This window comes from Natronospirillum operosum, from assembly GCF_004768465.1.
Lineage (GTDB): Bacteria > Pseudomonadota > Gammaproteobacteria > Pseudomonadales > Natronospirillaceae > Natronospirillum > Natronospirillum operosum.
Genome location: NZ_SRMF01000001.1, coordinates 884,315 through 901,888, shown reverse-complemented (window position 1 = coordinate 901,888; position 17,574 = coordinate 884,315). Strand labels below are relative to the sequence as shown.

Genomic DNA, 17,574 nt, shown 5'->3' with positions numbered 1-17,574 from the left:
TCAGATCACCTTTGCTTCATTCTTCAGCTTGTCGACCAGCTCTTCCACGCTGGCCACCTTGCCACCACCCTTGCGCTCGGCCGGTGGCGTCACCTTCACGATGGTCACACCGCTGTCCATACTGATACCGAGATCAGCCAGCGACTTCTTGTCCATGGGCTTGCGCTTGGCCTTCATGATATCGGGCAGCTTGGCAAAACGCGGCTCGTTCAAGCGCAGGTCCGTGGTCACCACGGCCGGCAGGGACAGGCGTATCGTCTGCAGACCGCCGTCGATTTCACGGGTGACCGCGACCTTGCCATCTTCCACCGTGACTCTGGAAGCAAAGGTGCCCTGCGGCAGCCCGGTCAGCGCGGCCAGCATCTGTCCGGTCTGGTTGTTGTCACTGTCGATGGCCTGCTTGCCCAGAATCACCAGATCAGGCTTCTCTTCTGCCATCACCGCCTGCAGCGTTTTGGCCACCTGCAGCGAGGTCAGGCTCTGATCGTCCTCAGTGGTCACCAGAAGGCCGCGATCCGCGCCCAGTGCCAGCGCCTGACGAATCTGCTCCTCGGCTTTCGCCGGGCCGATCGACACCACCACGATCTCGCTGGCCACGCCCTGCTCTTTCAGGCGCACGGCTTCCTCGACCGCTATTTCACAGAACGGATTCATGGCCATCTTGACGTTGGCCAGATCCACATCGCTTTCATCCGGCTTGACCCGGACCTTGACGTTGTAGTCAATGACGCGCTTAACCGCGACCAGAACTTTCATATCAGGGCTCTCTGTTGTCTATCCAGTTCAGACTCATGACGTTAACAGCAAAGTCATGTATTCAGGTAGCGCTTATCATGAGACTTTCCAGACACGAATTCAAACACTCGTTTGAATTTATGAACGTGCAGGTTATAGTACCGCCTGCTCAAAACAATTAGAGGTGCAAAGATCATGGCCAACGACGTTCAGGATACGGCAATCGAGCGGGAGTCGATGGAATTCGACGTAGTGATTGTAGGTGCCGGACCGGCTGGCCTGAGTGCCGCCATCCGCCTGAAACAGCTTGCCGCAGAGCAGGATCAGGAACTGAATGTCTGCGTGCTGGAGAAAGGCTCCGAGGTCGGGGCACACATCCTCTCCGGCGCGGTCTTTGAGCCGCGCGCGCTGAATGAGCTGCTGCCGGACTGGCAGGCGCAAGGCGCACCGCTGGACACCCCGGTTGACAGTGACGACATCCTCCTGCTGCGCAATGCGGAATCGGCGCTCAAGGTACCCAATTTTCTGGCCCCCAGGACCATGCACAACCATGGCAACTACATCATTTCGCTGGGTAACCTGTGCCGCTGGCTGGCCGAACAGGCCGAAGCTCTGGGTGTGGAAATATTCCCGGGTTTTGCCGCCCAGTCGCCGCTGATCGAAGACGGCAAGGTTGTGGGTGTGCTGACCGGGGACATGGGCGTGGCCGCCGACGGAACGCCCAAGGACAGCTTCATGCCGGGCATGGAACTGCGCGCCCGGGTGACCCTGTTTGCCGAGGGTGCCCGCGGCCATATCGGCAAGCAACTGGTCCGCGAGTTCAACCTGGATGAAGGCTGTGACCCGCAGCACTACGGTCTGGGCATCAAGGAGCTCTGGGACATCCCTGCGGCTCAGCACAAGCCCGGCAAGGTGGTGCATGCGACCGGCTGGCCGTTGCGCGAACATGGCGCCAACGGCGGCGCCTTTCTCTATCATCTGCAAAACGGTCAGGCAGTACTGGGTCTGATCACCGACCTCAATTATGAAAACCCGCACCTGTCGCCATTCGATGAATTCCAGCGCATGAAGCATCACCCGGCCATTGCCGGCGTGCTGAAGGGCGGCAAGCGGGTATCCTATGGCGCGCGCGCCATTGCCAAGGGCGGCATTCAGTCGCTGCCGAAAATGAGTTTCCCCGGTGGCCTGCTGATCGGCTGTGATGCCGGCACCCTGAATTTTGCCAAGATCAAGGGCAGCCATACGGCGATGAAGTCCGGCATGGTGGCGGCGGAAGTGGTCTGGCAGGAGGCGCAGCAGGACTGGGCCGGTGCCGGTGCCGGTGCCGCCCTGCCCTATGACGAGGCGTTCAAGGCCTCCTGGGCCTGGCAGGAACTGTATCAGCAGCGCAATTTCGGGCCAGCGATGCATCGCTTCGGCAACATTCTCGGTGCCGCCTATGCGTTTATCGACCTGAATCTGTTCGGCGGTCGTCTGCCCTGGACCTGGCGTGATCCGGTGGCCGATCACAACAGCCTCAAGCCGGCCGATCAGCAACCCACCATCGAATACCCCAGACCGGACAACGAGCTGAGCTTTGACAAGCTGTCATCGGTTTTCCTGTCCAACACCAATCACGAGGAAGATCAGCCGGTGCATCTGAGACTGGCGGACCCGGCACTGCCCACCGGCCTGCACTGGGAGCAGTTCCGCGAGCCGGCCCAGCGCTACTGCCCGGCCGGGGTCTATGAAGTGGTGGAAGAAGACGGCGAGAAACGCTTCCAGATCAATGCGCAGAACTGTGTGCACTGCAAGACCTGCGACATCAAGGACCCCAGTCAGAACATCAACTGGGTGGCGCCGGAAGGCGGCGGTGGCCCGAACTACCCCAATATGTAAGCACCAGAACCTCGACAGTGGTCGCTGGCAGGTGCTCAAAGGCGCCCCAGCGGCCACTGTTGGCCGCCGGCAGGCCAGTACAGAATATCGCCCGAACTGGCGTCAGGGGTCTGATTCACCGCCTCATGGCTGAGATGATAGAACAGATTGCGCGACAGCCGTGCGCCCAGGGTATCGGTCAGCGCAATCCAGGGCCGCAATTCTCCGTCCGGGTCCTCCTGCAGAGTCCACGGGCTGCTCAGTGCCAGCACTTCACCCACATTGGTCACCATGGCCACCCCGGTGTCAGTGCGGTTCAGTTCCTGCACCACAAAGGGCGCGTCGTCCACCTGGATGCGCATCTTCTCCACCGGTGTCTTCAACCAGTAGTTGCCCTCTTCCCTGACCAGCACACTGGCCAGCAGACGCAGCAGCCCGGCGCGGCGAATGGGTAGACCTTCGTGAAACCACTGCCCCTGAGCATCGATGCGGATATCGATATCACCACAGTGTTCAGGCTGCCAGCGTTCGGTGGGCGGCCGCCGGAAAGGCTGGCCAGGGGGCAGTTCACGCCCGATGGACTCAAGATTCAACATACTGGGTCATCCTCCGTGCACAGTCGCTGGCGAGCCAGCGTGCAAACTGGCGGCGTCCCCCGCTCAGACCGGCAAACTCCGGGTCCCGATACACGCGCAGCCAGCCATCCATCTGGCACCAGATGCTGGCCACGACCTGCTGGCTCTTGGGTACCGGTGCTCCGGCCACGCGATTGACCACGGTCACCATCCGGTCCAGCATGGTGGAACGCAGGGCCTGCCAGTGATGATAGCGTCGAATATCCGGTGGCGCAGCCCGCAGCCGTGATTCCATGAACTGCAGTGCGGCCAGCTTGTCGGGTGACTGGAAAATATCACGAAACAACAGTTCCCAGGCGCACGGGTCGTCCTGTGGTGCCACCTGCTCCAGCCCTTCCAGCCGCCAGCGTTCTTCTTCCAGCAGGATGCCGCACCAGAGATCTTCCCGCCCCGAGAAATACTGATAGAAGGTGGCTTTGCTGACGCCGGCGGCACGGAAGATCTGGGTCACGGTAATGCTGTCGGGGTCATTGCGGATCATCAGATTGAGCGCCGCATTCAGCAACGTCATTTCCGGCGCCGGAAGGCCCGGGTTGTGGTAGGCCGGAGTGCGCATGATTAAGGGAGGTCAGAGTGTATGGGTGGGACGATCGGATTTCATGGCGCCGGCCAGATAGGTTTCCACCTTGTCCTTGGCCAGTTCACTCTTGGTGTCGAACTGGACGCCGATGCCGGACGCGCGGTTGCCCTGAGCACCTCTGGGCGTAATCCAGATCACCTTGCCGGTGACCGGAATCTTTTCCGGCTCGTCCATCAGGTTGAGCAACAGGAACACCTCATCACCCAGACCGAACTTCCTGTTGGTGGCGATGAACAGGCCGCCACCGCTCACCCAGGGCATGTAGTTGGCGTACAGTACCGCCTTGTCCTTCATGGTGAGCTGCAATATTCCGCTGCCGGGGCCCATGTGCTGCTCCTAAGCCGTTCGTCTGATCTCTCGGGGAATGCTAAGCCAGAACTGCTCCAACAGCAATTGCCAGTTCAGGTTATTGTCGGCCTCGACCTGAATGCGCAGTTGCTCCACCGCATCATAGAGTCGCAGCCAGAGCGCTGCTGTCGGGTACCGGCCTACCAGTGACTGCAGGGCGTCTGCCTGATCCGTATTGCGCAGGGGTACACTGGTGCCGGCCTGAGCCAGACGGGCTGCATCGGCCAGCCAGGGCCGCCAGATCGACAGCACCTGCGCGGGCTCCTGTTCCAGCAATCCGGTCAGCACCTCCAGATTGGGCGAAGGTCGCTCGATCTGGCCGCGCAGCAGTTCTAGACAGCGCTGGCGTCGGCTCATGAAGTCCTCGGTCGCCAGCATCAGTGCATTGCAGGGTTGATGATCCGCCAGCGCCAGCGCCAACTCGGCGGCCGCCTGCTCCACGCCCTGCCCTTCGAGCCAGCTCTGCCCTTCAGCCACTGGCGGCGCCGGACAGCGGAACCACTGCAGGCGGCTGCGGATGGTCGGCAACAGGCGGGCCGGATCGGCGCTCTGCAGCAGCATATAGGTGCCCGCCGGGGGCTCTTCCAGCACCTTGAGCAGCGCGTTGGCCGCAGCCAGATTCAGACGTTCCGCCTGCTGTACCAGCACCACCTGATTCTGGCCGTACTGAGCCTTGCCCTGGCTGAAACTGACCAGTTCTCTGACCGCGCCTACCTTGATCTGCTGTCCCTTGCCTTCCGGCTGCAGGTGCAGCAGGTCACCATGGTTGCCGGCCAGGCGCAGGTTGCAGCTGTGACACTGGCCACAGGGCGCCCGATCCGGGTGCTGACACAACAGCACGCCTTCCAGCCACTGAATCAGCCTGTCTGCCCCCAGTCCGCTCCCGCCCACGATCAGCAAGCCGTGTGGCAGGCGCTGCTGTCGATACTGGTCGCGCAGTTGGCGACCGGCGGCTTCCAGCCAGGGCAGTCCGATCATGGGCGCAAGGCCTCCAGCCGTGCAGCCATATCCTGCTGTACGGCAGCCAGAGGTTGTGTGGCATCCAGCACATGGTAGCGTTCCGGGGCCGCTGCTGCGCGGTCCAGGTAGATCCGGCGCGCGCGCTCGAAGAAGTCGACTTTTTCCCGCTCGAAACGGTCCAGCTCACCGCGATCACGGGCCCGGGACAGACCCACTTCCGGCGGTGCATCAAGCAGGAAGGTACAGTCCGGCCGCAGTTCCCGCTGGACCAGATTCTCCAGCACCTCGATATCCGGCAATGGCAGGCCGCGCCCGGCCCCCTGATAGGCATAGGTGGCATCGGTAAAACGATCACTCAGTACCCAGGTGCCAGCGGCCAGCGCCGGGCGGATCAGGGTATTGAGGTGCTGAGCCCGGGCGGCGAACACCATCAGCAGTTCGCACCAGGGGTCGACCGCTTCCGTGCGCGGGTTCAGCAGCAGGTGCCGCAATTCTTCGGCCAGCGGCGTGCCACCGGGCTCTCGAGTCACCAGATACGGGATTTCATGGCGCTGTAACCAGGATTCGACAAAAGCCAGATTGGTGGTTTTGCCGACACCTTCCAGCCCCTCGAGCGTCAGAAAGCGTCCTGGTCGACTCGCTGTCATGAGCCCTCCTCGGGCAGTGTGGTCGGTGGTGCACTGCGGTAGTCTTCACGGCGCTGCAGTTGATAGCGTCGCACTGCCGCATTGTGTTCGACCAGAGTATCAGAGAAATGATGCGTGCCGTCACCCCGGGCCACAAAGTACAGGGCCGAACCCGGCGCCGGGTTCAGCGCCGCATGAATGGACCCGCGCCCCGGCATGGCAATGGGCGTCGGTGGCAGGCCGGAGATGCGGTAGGTATTCCAGGGCGTCGAGGTTTCCAGGTCACTGCGCCGGATACGCCCGTCATAGCTGTCACCCATGCCGTAGATGACGGTCGGGTCTGTCTGCAGACGCATGCCCCGCTGCAGACGCCGGGTAAACACGCCGGCAATGTCTTCGCGCTCCCAGGTTGCACCGGTTTCCCGCTCGATGATGGAGGCCAGAATCAGGGCTTCGTAGGGGGTCTCGACCACGGCGCCATCTGATCGGGCTGCCCATTCCTCGGTCAACACGCGCTGCATACGCTCATGCGCCTGGCGCAGAATGCTGAGATCCGTCGCGCCCCGGGTATAGGAGTAGGTTTCAGGATAAAGCCAGCCCTCCGGGTGGTCTTCTTCCAGGCCCAGAAACTCGGCCACCTCTTCATCCGTCATGTCAGGCAGTCGTTGCTCGATATTGTCCAGCCGACCCAGAGCATCCCGCCACTGGCTGAAATGCCAGCCCTCCACCAGAGTCACCCGATACTGCACCGTACGACCACTGGCCAGCAGAGCCAGCAGATCAGGCAATGCCTGCTGCGGTGAAATGGAGTACTCACCGGCCTGCAGTGTCGTCTGATCGGTCACACGAGCCCAGTAGTACAGAAAGTCGGCATGCGGGTAGACCCCTTTATCGGCCAGCATGCGGGTCGCTGCCCTGAAAGAGGTGCCGCGAGGAATATCGACAATCTGTTCGACCTGATTTTGTGTCGGGGTCTGATACAGGGAGTAGATCCAGCCACCGCCGGCGGCGATGGCAACAATGACCAGCAGGGAACTGATGGCCAGAAAACGTTTGAACCATTTCATGAATATAATTGTCTGATTGTCTGGAGCGTTGTCTGTAATACCGGATGGGCGCGATTGTACCGGACACCTTCAAAGTCGTTAACCACCCTTGCACCCAGGGCATTGGTCAGCAGCACGACTTCGGCACTGTGCAGTATGCGGGGCGGGAAATCGCCACTCAATACCGGCTGGTCCTGATCCGCCCAGTGCTGGCACAGCCAGGCCAGCAGAGTACCGGCCACACCGTGGCGTTGCAGTCCCGGGGTGTACCAGTGACCATGGCGCCAGAAGACCAGGTTGCCACTCAGGCCCTCGCGCAGAAAGCCGTGCTGATCACAGCGCAGTTGGTCCGAGCCGCCTTCGCGAGCAGCCACCACCTGATCGACACGACTGCTGTGCTTGCAGGGTGGCCCGGGATTGTCAGGCATCGGCCGTGCGGCCAGTACCAGCCTGTCCAGTGTCTGCACGGGATCAGCGGTGGTCTGGCTGACCTGCCACAGCGTCACCGCCGGGCCGGCAGATGAACCATAGCCACGGGCGGTCTGCTGGTGAGTCCATTGGAAGCGCACCATGGCCTGCATGCCGTCGCAGGCAGACTTGCCGTGGGCAGCCCATTGCGAACAAAAAGCCGACCATACCTGGTCAGCGTCATAGCCCAGCCATTCGGCACTCTGCTTGAGGCGGTGCTCGTGCTGCATCAGGAGCGGAAACGTCGAGCCATTCCAGTACAGCGTCTCGAACAGGCCCTGACCCAGCAGCTCCGCCCGGGATGGCACCCCGGACGGCTGCAACTGCCCATCAAGCAGGCGCAACTGCAGGCCTGGTTCAGTCATCCAGCTTGCTGAACACCAGGGTGCCGTTGGTACCGCCAAAGCCGAATGAGTTGCTCATGGCATGGCGAATCGGCATGTCCCGGGCACTGCCGGAGATATAGTCAAGGTCACAGCCTTCATCCGGGTTTTCCAGGTTGATGGTCGGCGGTGCCACCTGATCACGGATGGCCAGCACCGAGAAAATGGCTTCCACCGCACCCGCAGCACCCAGTAGGTGGCCGATCATCGACTTGGTCGAGCTCATGCGAATTTGCTTGTAGTCCGCGCCATAAAGAGACTTGGCGGCCTGGCTCTCGGCTCTGTCCCCGTTGGGGGTCGACGTGCCATGCGCATTGATGTAGTCGATATCCGTGGCGTTCAGACCGGCGTCATTGACCGCGTTCTGCATGGAGGCCGCAGCACCCGCACCGTCCTCCGGTGGTGAGGTCATGTGATAGGCATCGCCGCTCATGCCAAAGCCGGTCAACTCGGCATAGATTTTGGCACCACGCGCCTTGGCGCGTTCGTACTCTTCCAGTACCACCACCCCGGCACCGTCGGCCAGCACGAAGCCATCCCGGTCGCGATCCCAGGGCCGACTGGCACCCTGCGGGTTGTCATTGCGCGATGACAATGCACGTGCCGCCGAGAAACCACCAATGCCCAGCGGCGTGGAGGCATACTCGGCACCGCCGGCCACCATGGCATCGGCATCACCATAGGCAATGGTGCGCGCCGCATAGCCAATGGAATGGCTGCCTGTGGTGCAGGCCGTGGTAATGGCGATATTGGGGCCCTTGAGCCCGTAGCGAATCGACAGGTTGCCGGCAATCATGTTGATGATGGCGGCAGGAATGAAGAACGGTGAAATACGGCGCGGACCGGATTTCTCCAGAGTGGTGTGATTCCGTTCAATGGTTTCCAGGCCACCGATACCGGAGCCGATGGAACAGCCAATACGACCGGCGTTTTCTGCTGTCACTTCCAGACCGGAATCTTCCACGGCCTGGATGGCCGCAGCAATACCGTACTGGATGAACATGTCCATCTTCTTGGTATCCTTGCGGTCAATATAGTCCGTGGCTTCGAACCCCTTGACCCGCCCGCAGAACTGAGTATTGAAGGGACTGGCGTCAAAGTGTTCGATCATGCCGATACCACTCTTGCCGGCCAGAATGCCTTCCCAGGTGTCTTTCACATTTCCACCCAGCGGAGAAAGCATTCCCAGCCCGGTGACCACTACACGACGTCGAGACATAACTGTATCGTCCCCTCAATCAACTGTTTCGTCTGAAAAAAGAAAAGCCGTACTGTGGGTTCACAATACGGCTTTCTGAAACCCTTTTAGCGGTTCAGCAGATTACTGCAGGTGAGCATTGATATAATCAATGGCATCCTGAACAGAGGTCAGCTTTTCGGCTTCTTCATCAGGAATTTCGGTTTCGAATTCCTCTTCCAGAGCCATTACCAGCTCAACAGTGTCCAGTGAGTCAGCGCCCAGGTCATCAACGAAAGAAGCTTGCGGTGTCACATCTTCCTCTTTGGCGCCAAGCTGTTCGCAGACGATCTTCTTTACGCGCTCTTCAACAGTACTCATTGTAATGCTCCCTAGAAATTGTAAGCACCTAAACAGGCGCTAGTGTAGTAAAAGGCCTGAAGCCCCCGCAAGTCAAAAAACACTTGCAGAAATTTCACAATCAGCCCATGTACATGCCGCCATTGACGTGCAGGGTTTCCCCAGTCACGTAGGCTGCGTCATCGCTGGCCAGAAAAGCAATGGTTTTTGCCACTTCTTCCGGCTGTCCCAGACGACCCAGAGGGACCTGGGCCAGAATCTTGTCACGATGTTCTGCCGGCAGTTCATCCGTCATGTCGGTCTGGATGAAACCCGGTGCCACCGCATTCACGGTGATGTTGCGCGTTGCCACCTCGCGGGCCAGCGAGCGCGTGAAGCCCTCGATGCCGGCCTTTGAAGCACCATAATTGACCTGACCGGCATTGCCCATGGAGCCGATCACGGAACTGACATTGATCACCCGCCCCCAGCGCGCCTTGGTCATGGCCTTGATGCAGGCCTTGACGACACGGAAGGCGGAGCTCAGATTGGTTTCGATGACACCATCCCACTCTTCCTGCTTCATGCGCAGGAACAGGTTGTCCTGCGTGATGCCGGCATTGTTGACCAGCACCAGCGGATCACCGAAGTCGGTCTTGATCTGCTGCAGGGCGGCGGCAATGCTGTCACTGTCTGTGACATTCATATTGTACCCCTTGCCCTGCACGCCTGCTTCCTGCAAATAGGCGGAAATACGTTCCGCACCACTGTCCGAGGTCGCAGTACCGGCAACAATGAAGCCGCGCGCGCCCAGTTGCGTGGCAATAGCCTTGCCGATACCACGGCTGGCGCCAGTGACCAGAGCTACCCGGGCTGTCGTTGTGTCTGTCATGCGTATTGCATCCCTTTTCTGTTTCAGTTGCGGGCCGCGTTCACGGCATCTTCAAAAGCAGACGGCTGCTCCAGAGGGCTCACCGTCATGCTGCGTTCTATGCGTTTGACCAGACCGGCCAGTACCTTGCCGGGGCCACACTCGAAGGCTTCACCAACCCCTTCTGCGGCCAGATTCTGCACCGTTTGTACCCATTGCACCGGCCGATACAGCTGTTCGACCAGATTGGTACGCAAAATAGCCACCTCAGTATAGGCTCGCGCATCCACGTTTTGCACGATCGGAATCTGCGCCGGCTGCAGATCAATGCTGGCCAGCTCTGCCGCCAGGCTCTCTGCCGCAGGTTTCATCAGCACGCAATGACTTGGCGCACTGACCGCCAGTGGCAGGGCGCGCTTGGCACCCAGTTCCTTGGCTGCGGCCATGCCCTTGTCGACACCCGCTTTGCTGCCGGCGATAACCACCTGCCCCGGCGCATTGAAATTGACCGCTTCACAGACATCGGTCCCGGCGGCGGCACAGGCTTCCAGCACCTGCTCATCCGTCAGGCCGATAATGGCGGCCATGCCGCCCTCGCCTGCCGGCACTGCAGACTGCATCAATTGTCCGCGCTTTTCCACCAGTCGCACTGCATCGGCAAACTTCAGCACACCCGCAGCAACCAGCGCACTGTACTCGCCCAGGCTGTGCCCGGCCAGATAATCCGGTACAGGGCCGCCCTTGTGCTGCCAGAGGCGCCACAGAGCGACACTGGCAGTCAGAATGGCGGGCTGCGTGCGCTCGGTGGCATTCAGGCTGTCTTCCGGGCCATTGCTGACCAGGTCCAGCAGGTCATAGCCCAGAGCCTCCCCGGCCTCGCCAAAGGTGTCCCTGACCACGTCTGCATTCGCGATCATGTCACCCAGCATGCCTACGGCCTGAGAACCCTGGCCAGGAAACAGAAAAGCGCGCTTGTGATCGGTCATGGTCTGTGTTCCCGATAGCTGTTTAAAAATTGGTGCGCGACATTATGGTGCCCCAAAGTCGGCTTGCCAAGGTCAGGTCAGCAAAAGACTTTCAACCACATGCAAACAATGCCCCTACAGCAACTGCTGGGGCACCCCCGATTTGACCTGTGAGCGCGCCTGTTCCAGGGCCTGCAGAAAGGCCGCCATGCGCGCACTGCCATGACTCTTGACCACCCAGCCGCGCACGCCCAGCAGTGGCGCCCCGTTGTAGGTTTCCGGCGCCAGGGCCCGCAGGCGCTTGCGATACAGGCTGACCATCAGCAGGCTCAGCAGACGGCCATGCCAGTGTTCGGTCAGCACTTCCGTCATGCGCTGGCGGGCGAACTCGACGCTGGCTTCCATGGATTTCAGCAGAATGTTGCCACTGAAACCGTCGGTGATCACCAGATCAACCGCATGGCTGAAAATCTGCGCCGGCTCGACGAAGCCGTGGTAGTCAAACTGCTCATCAGCGGCCAGGCGCTTTGCCACCGGTCCCAGACGCTGTTTGGCCTTGGTTTCTTCGGTACCGATATTGAGCAGACCGAGACGCGGTCTGCGATTGTAGTGCCGGGCCTGCAGAAAGCGATGGCCCAGCGTTGCCAGGCGGACCAGATCGTCTGCTCGCGGCGCCACCGAGGCTCCCGCATCCAGCAACAGCACCTGGCCGGTCTGTGCCGGTATCCAGGCGCCCAGAGCCGGCCGCCGAACCTCGGACTGCAGGCCCAGTATCTGCCGGCAGCGCAGCAACAGGGTGCGCGTATCCGCAGCGGTTACCACCGCATCCGAATCGCCCCGCTGATGCTCGCGCAGCATGCGTGCGAGTGCGTCATCCGCAGCAGGAGCTTGCAGCAGCTCGCGCAATGTCAGCGCCGTGGCCGGATAATGACGACCATGCTGCCATTGCAGACGGGGAGTGTCAGCGCGGGATTCTATGGCCTGCCAGGCCTGGTTTTCGGCCGTATCGCCGAACAGAGTGACCTGAACGTCCGAATGGCGTTCAAGAAAAGCGAGGACAGCGGGGATAATCACAGCGGGACCCTGGTCACCGCCATGAATATCCACCGCCAGCCGAATCAAGGGTCAACCTTGACCTGGATTACTCGTCACCCTTGTCGACCACTTTGCGGCCACGATAGAAACCATCGGGGCTCACGTGGTGACGCAGGTGCTTTTCACCGGTTACTGAATCCTCGGACAGCGTGGCGGTGCCAAGCGCGTCATGAGAACGACGATTGCCGCGGCGGGCACGCGTCTTTTTGTTCTGCTGAACAGCCATGGTGTTACTCCTGTTTTTTCCGGCCGCCTTTCAGTTCGGCCAGCACACTAAACGGATTGGTTTTCTCTGGCGACCCCGAAGCGGATTCCTCCGCATCATCGGCGCCGCCGAAAGACGTTTTTATCCGACACTCCCCTTCCGGGTGCATCGGAAACGGTGGCAAGGCCAGAAGCATGGTGTCTTCCAGCAGCTCGGCGATGGGTATATCCTCCCCCGGCGCCACTAGCCAGGGGTCGTATTTCTTCGGCACTGAAGACAACTGTGCTTCTTCAGTAACCATCACCAGCAGGAACTCTGTAGCCAGAACCTGTGTCATGGGGCCAAGACAGCGCTCGCAGGTCATCCGGACCTCTGCCCTGATCGTACCCTCGGCCAGTCGCTCGCCGTCGTCACTGCGCCAGAAACGCGCCATGACTTCAACGGCTTCCAGGCCCAGTACTGCCGCCTGCAATCGGGGCAGTGCTTCGGGCCCTACAACCCCTTCCAACACACCTTCACGGTCAGCCAACCGATAGGGCGCAATAAATTCGGGGAGCTGCGGGTTCGTCATAGGCGCGGTATGATATGCTCGCGCCCTGTCACTGTCAAAACGAAATCATGATTTTATGCAACTGGTACTGGGATCCACGTCACCTTATCGACGCGAACTGCTGACAAGACTGCAACTGGACTTCAAGACTGCCCGCCCGGACGCCGATGAAACACCCCTGCAGGGCGAGACGCCGGAGCAACTGGCCGGTCGACTGGCACACCTGAAAGCGGCCAGCCTGCGTACCCGGTTTCCCGACAGCCTGATCATCGGCAGCGATCAGGTATCCACCCTGGATGACCTGACCCCGGTAGGCAAGCCCGGCACCGAAGAGAAGGCGTTTGAGCAGCTCCGTGCTGCCAGCGGCAAGACGGTGCTGTTCTATACCGGCCTCTGTGTGCTCAATACCCAGACGGGTGCCGAGGAACTGCTGGTAGACCGCTACGAGATTCAGTTCCGCGATCTGGGCGACGCTGAAATAGAAGCCTATATAAGGAAGGAACGGCCGCTGGACTGTGCCGGCAGCTTCAAGTCCGAAGGTCTCGGCAGCGCCCTCTTTGCGCGCCACCAGGGCGCCGACCCTACCAGCCTGATCGGCCTGCCGCTGATTGCGCTCTGTGAATGTCTGCGCCGTCAGGGTATCGCCGTACTCTGACGACAACACCAGGCCGTCCGACCTGCCCGGCAGCATTTACTGCGCCAAGCTTTCTGGTACTATTGTATGACTAATATAAAAACAGGAAGCAACCATGCGTCTGATACAGTTTCTGTCCGCTGCCGATACGCCCGCCGTCGGCCAGGTCATTTCTCCCACCGAGATACAGGTTCTCGATTCCGTCCGCAGTGTCTATGCGCTGGCGCAAGGTGCCCTGCGCGAGGGCATTTCACTCAAGACCGCAATAACCCGGGCCCTGGGCAGGGAGACCCTCAGTTACGATGATCTGATCCGGTCAGGTCGCCTGCTGTCTCCCTTCACGCATCCGGAACCGTCGCGGCTGTTTGTCACCGGTACTGGCCTGACTCACCTGGGCAGTGCGGACACCCGGGCCAGCATGCACGCCAAGACCCAAAATACGGCAAAAGCTGACCTGACCGACAGCATGAAGATGTTCCAGCAGGGGGTGGCCGGTGGCAAGCCCGAGGCCGGTCAGACCGGCGCCCAGCCGGAGTGGTTCTACAAGGGCAACGGCACGGCGGTGGTTGCTCCGGAGGCACCGCTGCCCTCTCCCGACTTTGCTCTGGACGCCGGAGAAGAGCCGGAAATTGCCGGCTGCTATGTCAATGACGACAAGGGCCAGCCCTGGCGCATTGGTTATGCTCTGGGCAATGAATTTTCCGACCACAAGACTGAGCGTCAGAACTATCTGCTGCTGGCGCACTCCAAGCTGCGCCCCTGTTCGATCGGGCCCGAGCTGCTGATTGACGAGCTGCCGGCACGCATCGAGGGGTATTCACGTATCTGGCGTGATGGGCAGATCCTGTGGGAGAAGCCTTTTCTCAGCGGCGAGGACAACATGTGCCACAGCCTGGACAACCTGGAGCATCATCACTTCAAATACGAACTGTTCCGGCAGCCCGGCGATGCTCACCTGCACTTTTTCGGCACCGCCACGCTGAGCTTTGCCGACAGCATTGAAACACGCGCGGGAGATATCTTCGAGATTGAGGCAGAGCCCTTTGGCCGGGCCCTGCGCAATCCGATTGCTGTTCGCCCTGCAGAGACGAGCCCCATCAAGCCGCTCTGACTGCCCTGGCACTTCGGACAGCGCCCCTGGCAAGGACACTAGTGGGCGCTGGTCCGGGAAAACAGCTGAATCACCACTACGCCACCGATGATCAGGGCCATGCCGATGATGGCCGGCAGATCCAGGCGCTGACCATAAACCAGCCAGGACACCAGCGCGATCAGCACGATACCCAGACCTGCCCAGACCGCATAGGCCACGCCCACGGGAATGACGCGCAGTGTCAGCGCCAGACAGTAGAACGCAATACCATAGCCCACCACCACGATCACTGACGGCCAGAAGCGGGAGAACTCCTGACTGGCTTTCAGCGCCGACGTGGCCACCACTTCGGCTGCAATGGCGACCGCCAGCAGTACCCAGTAAATCATCGCCCTGCTCCTGACCCGAATCTGATTGGGCGGCTAATCTAACGCACTCGGACAGCGCTGAACATCCTTGATTTGCGGTAGATCAGGGGCTGCGCTGCCAGATCAGGGTTCGGTTGTTGGCCGGCATGGCGTGATCCGCCAGCAACCGGAAACCGGCGTTCGCAGCCAATGGTTCCACCGCCGTGAGATCCCGAATGCCCATGCCCGGATCCTGCTGTTGCAGATGACGGTCAAAGCGCGCATTGCTGTCGCTGGTATGTCTGCCCTGATAGCGGAACGGACCATAGAGACAAAACAGACCACCTGTCGGCAGTCGCTGCCCCAGCCCGTGAAACAGGGCCTCCACCGCCGGCCAGTGCATGATATGGGCGGTATTGGCGGAAAAGGCCGCATCGGCTTGCGACAACGGCCACTCGGGAGTCAGTACATCCAGCACCAGTGGCTCCAGCAGATTATCAGCACCGGCTGCGCGAGCGTCTTCCACCCACAGTCGGCACCCCGGCAGATACTGGGCCTGATCGGTCGGCTGCCAGTGCAGCCAGGGCAGCCGAGGTGCGAAAAAGGCGGCGTGCTGACCAGTGCCTGAGCCTATCTCCAGCACCCGGGTTCCGCGCCATTTCGGCTCCGGCAAAACCTGCTGCAAAATCCCGAGAATGGGGGCCTTGTTGTTCTCGCAGGCCTGGGAAAACGGTTTTTCCATGATAGTCGACGGATTCATTATGGGTCCATGCACCGTTATACCCTCAGCAAGCGGAATGTGCCATGGCCCCTCCTGTCGGATGCATCAGGACTGTTTCGAGGCCAACTCCTGCTCAAGCCGGCTGACACGTTCGGCCAGGCTTTCCACCTCTTTCTGCAGTTGGCCGGAGCCAGGTGCTTCCCTGATCGAATGTTGCTTCCCTATCTCCAGAATCTGCCACAGAAAAACCATCGCCAGCAGACCACCCATTACAATACCCGACACCCAGATCCATTCACTCATTGTCCACTCCTGCTATTCAACTTGGATTACCTATGGTTCTGATGTACATTTCACTAGACCAATTTAGCTTCACACAAGGGTATCTCGATTGTCAAGCGATAGTAGAGTAGAGCTGCTCGGACAGTTTTTTGAAGCCGTGCGGCAGGAGCAGGAAATCACGCAGGCCTTTGACGAGGCTGCAGCCAGACACCTGGGGATTCATCTCACTGACTTGCGGGTGCTGGACATTCTTGACCGCATGGGCCCTGTTCCTGCATCAACTGTGGCCCGTGCAGCCCATCTGACGACGGGCTCCACTACCACCCTGCTCGACCGCCTGGAACGCGCCGGCTATGCCACGCGTCGTCGCGACGACAAGGACCGACGGCGGGTTTTTGTGGAGTTGACCGACCACGCACGCCAGAGGACCGAGCCGATCTGGGGCCCTCTGGCCGAGGAGGCCGTGTCGTTGCTGGACCATTATTCAGAGGATGAACTGAAACTCATTCTTGGTTATCTCAGACGCTCGCAGGCATTCCTGCGCGCCCATCGGGAGCGCGTCGAGAAGTTGTAGCTCCGAGCATGCAGCATGGCCAGCATCCTTCCCAGCCACCAGACCACGATCACCGACACCCAGCCAAATTCATCCATGTGAGCCCTCTTCTGTTGACGAGCCCAGCATCACATGCAACTATCTTGACAGTCAAGTATCTTTATTGAAGATTCTTTGCTTTGAATCCTGGTGCGCCGGGAAAACTGTCCAAATCCTGTTCTCAGGAAGCACGAGACTGCATGTATTCGACAAGCTGATCCAGCGCCGTACCCCAGCCCTCATGGAACCCCATCTGCTCATGCTTCTGACGACCCTTTTCATCGGGGTGCATGGCTATAGCGACATAGCGCGTGCCGGCTCCGTCAGGCTCGATCAGAATATGGGCGGTGAACAGGAAAGCATCCTCGCCGGACTCGACAGGACGGAAATCGGGTTCCATGGCCGACGTCCAGACCAGACGCCGATTCTCTTCCAGGGCCAGAATGCAGCCGTCGCCGGCAGGCATCAGTTCACCCTGCGGAGATTTCATGACCGTTCGAAACACACCGCCGGGACGCAGATCAATCTTGCACTCGGCGACCGACCAGGGCCGCGGGCAGAACCAGTGCTTGAGGTGCTCCGGGTTGGTCCAGGCAGCCCAGACCCACTCGGGTGGCACATCGACCGTCCGCTCCAGCACCAGGTCGGTTTCGGGATTCGGCGTAAAGGGCAATTTGGCACTCATCAGTGTTTCTCCTTCATCTGCAATAGATAGTCATCCAGCCTGTCCAGGCGCTGCTCCCAGACCTGGCGCTGCTGCTCCAGCCAACCTTCGACCCGTTTCAACTGTTCAGGCTCCACCTGATAGAGGCGAGACCGGCCCTCCTTGTGCGACCTGACCAGACCACTGCGTTCCAGCACCTTCAAATGCTGAGTAAATGAAGGCAAAGTCATGTCATAGGGCCTGGCCAGTTCGCTGACCGTGCCGGGCCCTTCGCATAGTCTGGCCAGCACGCCGCGTCGGGTGGGGTCCGACAGCGCACTGAACAGTTGATTGAGTTCCACTTCATGGTTAGTCATGTGCCTAAGTATTAACCCATAACAATAGTTAGGTCAACAGCTAAG

At 60.3% G+C, this 17,574-nt stretch carries 24 protein-coding genes; 4 read left to right on the top strand and 20 right to left on the bottom strand.

The genetic code is table 11. The features are described 5' to 3' along the window. On the bottom strand, positions 1 to 756 hold the full coding sequence (locus E4656_RS04255) for an electron transfer flavoprotein subunit beta/FixA family protein (RefSeq protein WP_135481458.1): 756 nt from the start codon (positions 754 to 756) through the stop codon (positions 1 to 3). 174 nt (positions 757 to 930) lie between these two features. Between E4656_RS04255 and E4656_RS04250 the strand changes: the two genes are divergently transcribed. Further along, entirely contained in the window at positions 931 to 2,613 is a 1,683-nt protein-coding gene (locus E4656_RS04250) for an electron transfer flavoprotein-ubiquinone oxidoreductase (protein WP_240753891.1), read from the top strand. Between the two features lie 35 nt (positions 2,614 to 2,648). Here E4656_RS04250 and E4656_RS04245 read toward each other — a convergent pair whose 3' ends face one another. The 14 genes from E4656_RS04245 to E4656_RS04180 all read right to left on the bottom strand — a co-directional run bounded on the left by E4656_RS04245 (position 2,649) and on the right by E4656_RS04180 (position 12,861). Further along, positions 2,649 to 3,188: a DUF1285 domain-containing protein gene (locus E4656_RS04245; RefSeq protein ID WP_135481456.1), complete on the bottom strand. Its 540-nt coding sequence runs from the start codon at positions 3,186 to 3,188 to the stop codon at positions 2,649 to 2,651. After that, positions 3,175 to 3,738: a TetR/AcrR family transcriptional regulator gene (locus E4656_RS04240; RefSeq protein WP_167855924.1), complete on the bottom strand. Its 564-nt coding sequence runs from the start codon at positions 3,736 to 3,738 to the stop codon at positions 3,175 to 3,177. Before E4656_RS04240 ends, E4656_RS04245 begins: the two co-directional genes overlap by 14 nt. Before the next feature lie 57 nt (positions 3,739 to 3,795). Then, positions 3,796 to 4,134, bottom strand: a complete 339-nt coding sequence (locus E4656_RS04235; protein ID WP_135481453.1) for a PilZ domain-containing protein — start codon at positions 4,132 to 4,134, stop codon at positions 3,796 to 3,798. 9 nt (positions 4,135 to 4,143) lie between these two features. Continuing rightward, positions 4,144 to 5,133 carry a DNA polymerase III subunit delta' gene (holB, locus tag E4656_RS04230; RefSeq protein WP_135481451.1) on the bottom strand — a complete coding sequence of 330 codons (990 nt, stop codon included), beginning with the start codon at positions 5,131 to 5,133 and terminating at the stop codon, positions 4,144 to 4,146. Next, on the bottom strand, positions 5,130 to 5,762 hold the full coding sequence (tmk, locus tag E4656_RS04225) for a dTMP kinase (protein WP_135481449.1): 633 nt from the start codon (positions 5,760 to 5,762) through the stop codon (positions 5,130 to 5,132). The genes holB and tmk overlap by 4 nt, the downstream gene beginning before the upstream one ends. After that, on the bottom strand, positions 5,759 to 6,808 hold the full coding sequence (gene mltG / locus E4656_RS04220) for an endolytic transglycosylase MltG (RefSeq protein ID WP_135481447.1): 1,050 nt from the start codon (positions 6,806 to 6,808) through the stop codon (positions 5,759 to 5,761). The genes tmk and mltG overlap by 4 nt, the downstream gene beginning before the upstream one ends. After that, positions 6,805 to 7,620: an aminotransferase class IV gene (locus E4656_RS04215; RefSeq protein WP_135481445.1), complete on the bottom strand. Its 816-nt coding sequence runs from the start codon at positions 7,618 to 7,620 to the stop codon at positions 6,805 to 6,807. Before E4656_RS04215 ends, mltG begins: the two co-directional genes overlap by 4 nt. Next, a complete protein-coding gene (fabF, locus tag E4656_RS04210) occupies positions 7,613 to 8,857 on the bottom strand; it encodes a beta-ketoacyl-ACP synthase II (protein ID WP_135481443.1) in 1,245 nt (414 codons plus the stop codon). The genes E4656_RS04215 and fabF overlap by 8 nt, the downstream gene beginning before the upstream one ends. Before the next feature lie 102 nt (positions 8,858 to 8,959). Further along, on the bottom strand, positions 8,960 to 9,196 hold the full coding sequence (gene acpP / locus E4656_RS04205; protein WP_135481442.1) for an acyl carrier protein: 237 nt from the start codon (positions 9,194 to 9,196) through the stop codon (positions 8,960 to 8,962). A gap of 100 nt (positions 9,197 to 9,296) precedes the next feature. Continuing rightward, positions 9,297 to 10,046: a 3-oxoacyl-ACP reductase FabG gene (fabG, locus tag E4656_RS04200; RefSeq protein ID WP_135481440.1), complete on the bottom strand. Its 750-nt coding sequence runs from the start codon at positions 10,044 to 10,046 to the stop codon at positions 9,297 to 9,299. 23 nt (positions 10,047 to 10,069) lie between these two features. Beyond that, positions 10,070 to 11,011, bottom strand: a complete 942-nt coding sequence (fabD, locus tag E4656_RS04195; RefSeq protein WP_135481438.1) for an ACP S-malonyltransferase — start codon at positions 11,009 to 11,011, stop codon at positions 10,070 to 10,072. 114 nt (positions 11,012 to 11,125) lie between these two features. Continuing rightward, complete coding sequence (locus E4656_RS04190) at positions 11,126 to 12,112, bottom strand: phosphate acetyl/acyltransferase (RefSeq protein ID WP_135481436.1); 987 nt, start codon at positions 12,110 to 12,112, stop codon at positions 11,126 to 11,128. A gap of 19 nt (positions 12,113 to 12,131) precedes the next feature. Beyond that, positions 12,132 to 12,311, bottom strand: coding sequence for a 50S ribosomal protein L32 (rpmF, locus tag E4656_RS04185; RefSeq protein WP_135481435.1), 180 nt, complete (start codon positions 12,309 to 12,311; stop codon positions 12,132 to 12,134). Positions 12,312 to 12,315: 4 nt separating this feature from the next. After that, entirely contained in the window at positions 12,316 to 12,861 is a 546-nt protein-coding gene (locus tag E4656_RS04180) for a YceD family protein (RefSeq protein ID WP_135481433.1), read from the bottom strand. A 55-nt stretch (positions 12,862 to 12,916) separates the two neighbouring features. Between E4656_RS04180 and E4656_RS04175 the strand changes: the two genes are divergently transcribed. Then, positions 12,917 to 13,495, top strand: coding sequence for a Maf family protein (locus tag E4656_RS04175; RefSeq protein WP_135481431.1), 579 nt, complete (start codon positions 12,917 to 12,919; stop codon positions 13,493 to 13,495). Positions 13,496 to 13,589: 94 nt separating this feature from the next. After that, positions 13,590 to 14,585 (top strand): AraD1 family protein, encoded by a 996-nt coding sequence (araD1, locus tag E4656_RS04170; protein ID WP_135481429.1) that lies wholly within the window; start codon positions 13,590 to 13,592, stop codon positions 14,583 to 14,585. A 38-nt stretch (positions 14,586 to 14,623) separates the two neighbouring features. On the opposite strand, the gene E4656_RS04165 is transcribed toward araD1, so the two are convergent. The 3 genes from E4656_RS04165 to E4656_RS04155 all read right to left on the bottom strand — a co-directional run bounded on the left by E4656_RS04165 (position 14,624) and on the right by E4656_RS04155 (position 15,938). Next, entirely contained in the window at positions 14,624 to 14,956 is a 333-nt protein-coding gene (locus E4656_RS04165; protein ID WP_135481427.1) for a DMT family transporter, read from the bottom strand. Between the two features lie 82 nt (positions 14,957 to 15,038). Next, the gene (locus E4656_RS04160) at positions 15,039 to 15,674 is read right to left on the bottom strand and encodes a DUF938 domain-containing protein (RefSeq protein WP_135481425.1); all 636 of its coding nucleotides are present in this window, start codon (positions 15,672 to 15,674) and stop codon (positions 15,039 to 15,041) included. Between the two features lie 66 nt (positions 15,675 to 15,740). Next, positions 15,741 to 15,938 carry a hypothetical protein gene (locus E4656_RS04155; RefSeq protein WP_135481424.1) on the bottom strand — a complete coding sequence of 66 codons (198 nt, stop codon included), beginning with the start codon at positions 15,936 to 15,938 and terminating at the stop codon, positions 15,741 to 15,743. An 88-nt stretch (positions 15,939 to 16,026) separates the two neighbouring features. On the opposite strand from E4656_RS04155, the gene E4656_RS04150 reads away from it, so the two are divergent. After that, complete coding sequence (locus E4656_RS04150; RefSeq protein ID WP_135481422.1) at positions 16,027 to 16,491, top strand: MarR family winged helix-turn-helix transcriptional regulator; 465 nt, start codon at positions 16,027 to 16,029, stop codon at positions 16,489 to 16,491. A 199-nt stretch (positions 16,492 to 16,690) separates the two neighbouring features. Here the strand turns inward: E4656_RS04150 and E4656_RS04145 are convergent, their stop codons facing one another. Next, positions 16,691 to 17,194: an SRPBCC family protein gene (locus tag E4656_RS04145; RefSeq protein ID WP_135481421.1), complete on the bottom strand. Its 504-nt coding sequence runs from the start codon at positions 17,192 to 17,194 to the stop codon at positions 16,691 to 16,693. Next, on the bottom strand, positions 17,194 to 17,529 hold the full coding sequence (locus E4656_RS04140) for an ArsR/SmtB family transcription factor (protein ID WP_135481419.1): 336 nt from the start codon (positions 17,527 to 17,529) through the stop codon (positions 17,194 to 17,196). Before E4656_RS04140 ends, E4656_RS04145 begins: the two co-directional genes overlap by 1 nt. Positions 17,530 to 17,574 lie beyond the last annotated feature (45 nt).

Bases quoted from the DNA above. Each gene is read 5' to 3' on its own strand.
- E4656_RS04255 (WP_135481458.1), bottom strand. From the start codon at position 756: ATGAAAGTTCTGGTCGCGGTTAAGCGCGTCATTGACTACAACGTCAAG.
- E4656_RS04250 (WP_240753891.1), top strand. From the start codon at position 931: ATGGCCAACGACGTTCAGGATACGGCAATCGAGCGGGAGTCGATGGAA.
- E4656_RS04245 (WP_135481456.1), bottom strand. From the start codon at position 3,188: ATGTTGAATCTTGAGTCCATCGGGCGTGAACTGCCCCCTGGCCAGCCT.
- E4656_RS04240 (WP_167855924.1), bottom strand. From the start codon at position 3,738: ATGACGTTGCTGAATGCGGCGCTCAATCTGATGATCCGCAATGACCCC.
- E4656_RS04235 (WP_135481453.1), bottom strand. From the start codon at position 4,134: ATGGGCCCCGGCAGCGGAATATTGCAGCTCACCATGAAGGACAAGGCG.
- holB (WP_135481451.1), bottom strand. From the start codon at position 5,133: ATGATCGGACTGCCCTGGCTGGAAGCCGCCGGTCGCCAACTGCGCGAC.
- tmk (WP_135481449.1), bottom strand. From the start codon at position 5,762: ATGACAGCGAGTCGACCAGGACGCTTTCTGACGCTCGAGGGGCTGGAA.
- mltG (WP_135481447.1), bottom strand. From the start codon at position 6,808: ATGAAATGGTTCAAACGTTTTCTGGCCATCAGTTCCCTGCTGGTCATT.
- E4656_RS04215 (WP_135481445.1), bottom strand. From the start codon at position 7,620: ATGACTGAACCAGGCCTGCAGTTGCGCCTGCTTGATGGGCAGTTGCAG.
- fabF (WP_135481443.1), bottom strand. From the start codon at position 8,857: ATGTCTCGACGTCGTGTAGTGGTCACCGGGCTGGGAATGCTTTCTCCG.
- acpP (WP_135481442.1), bottom strand. From the start codon at position 9,196: ATGAGTACTGTTGAAGAGCGCGTAAAGAAGATCGTCTGCGAACAGCTT.
- fabG (WP_135481440.1), bottom strand. From the start codon at position 10,046: ATGACAGACACAACGACAGCCCGGGTAGCTCTGGTCACTGGCGCCAGC.
- fabD (WP_135481438.1), bottom strand. From the start codon at position 11,011: ATGACCGATCACAAGCGCGCTTTTCTGTTTCCTGGCCAGGGTTCTCAG.
- rpmF (WP_135481435.1), bottom strand. From the start codon at position 12,311: ATGGCTGTTCAGCAGAACAAAAAGACGCGTGCCCGCCGCGGCAATCGT.
- E4656_RS04180 (WP_135481433.1), bottom strand. From the start codon at position 12,861: ATGACGAACCCGCAGCTCCCCGAATTTATTGCGCCCTATCGGTTGGCT.
- E4656_RS04175 (WP_135481431.1), top strand. From the start codon at position 12,917: ATGCAACTGGTACTGGGATCCACGTCACCTTATCGACGCGAACTGCTG.
- araD1 (WP_135481429.1), top strand. From the start codon at position 13,590: ATGCGTCTGATACAGTTTCTGTCCGCTGCCGATACGCCCGCCGTCGGC.
- E4656_RS04165 (WP_135481427.1), bottom strand. From the start codon at position 14,956: ATGATTTACTGGGTACTGCTGGCGGTCGCCATTGCAGCCGAAGTGGTG.
- E4656_RS04160 (WP_135481425.1), bottom strand. From the start codon at position 15,674: ATGAATCCGTCGACTATCATGGAAAAACCGTTTTCCCAGGCCTGCGAG.
- E4656_RS04155 (WP_135481424.1), bottom strand. From the start codon at position 15,938: ATGAGTGAATGGATCTGGGTGTCGGGTATTGTAATGGGTGGTCTGCTG.
- E4656_RS04145 (WP_135481421.1), bottom strand. From the start codon at position 17,194: ATGAGTGCCAAATTGCCCTTTACGCCGAATCCCGAAACCGACCTGGTG.
- E4656_RS04140 (WP_135481419.1), bottom strand. From the start codon at position 17,529: ATGACTAACCATGAAGTGGAACTCAATCAACTGTTCAGTGCGCTGTCG.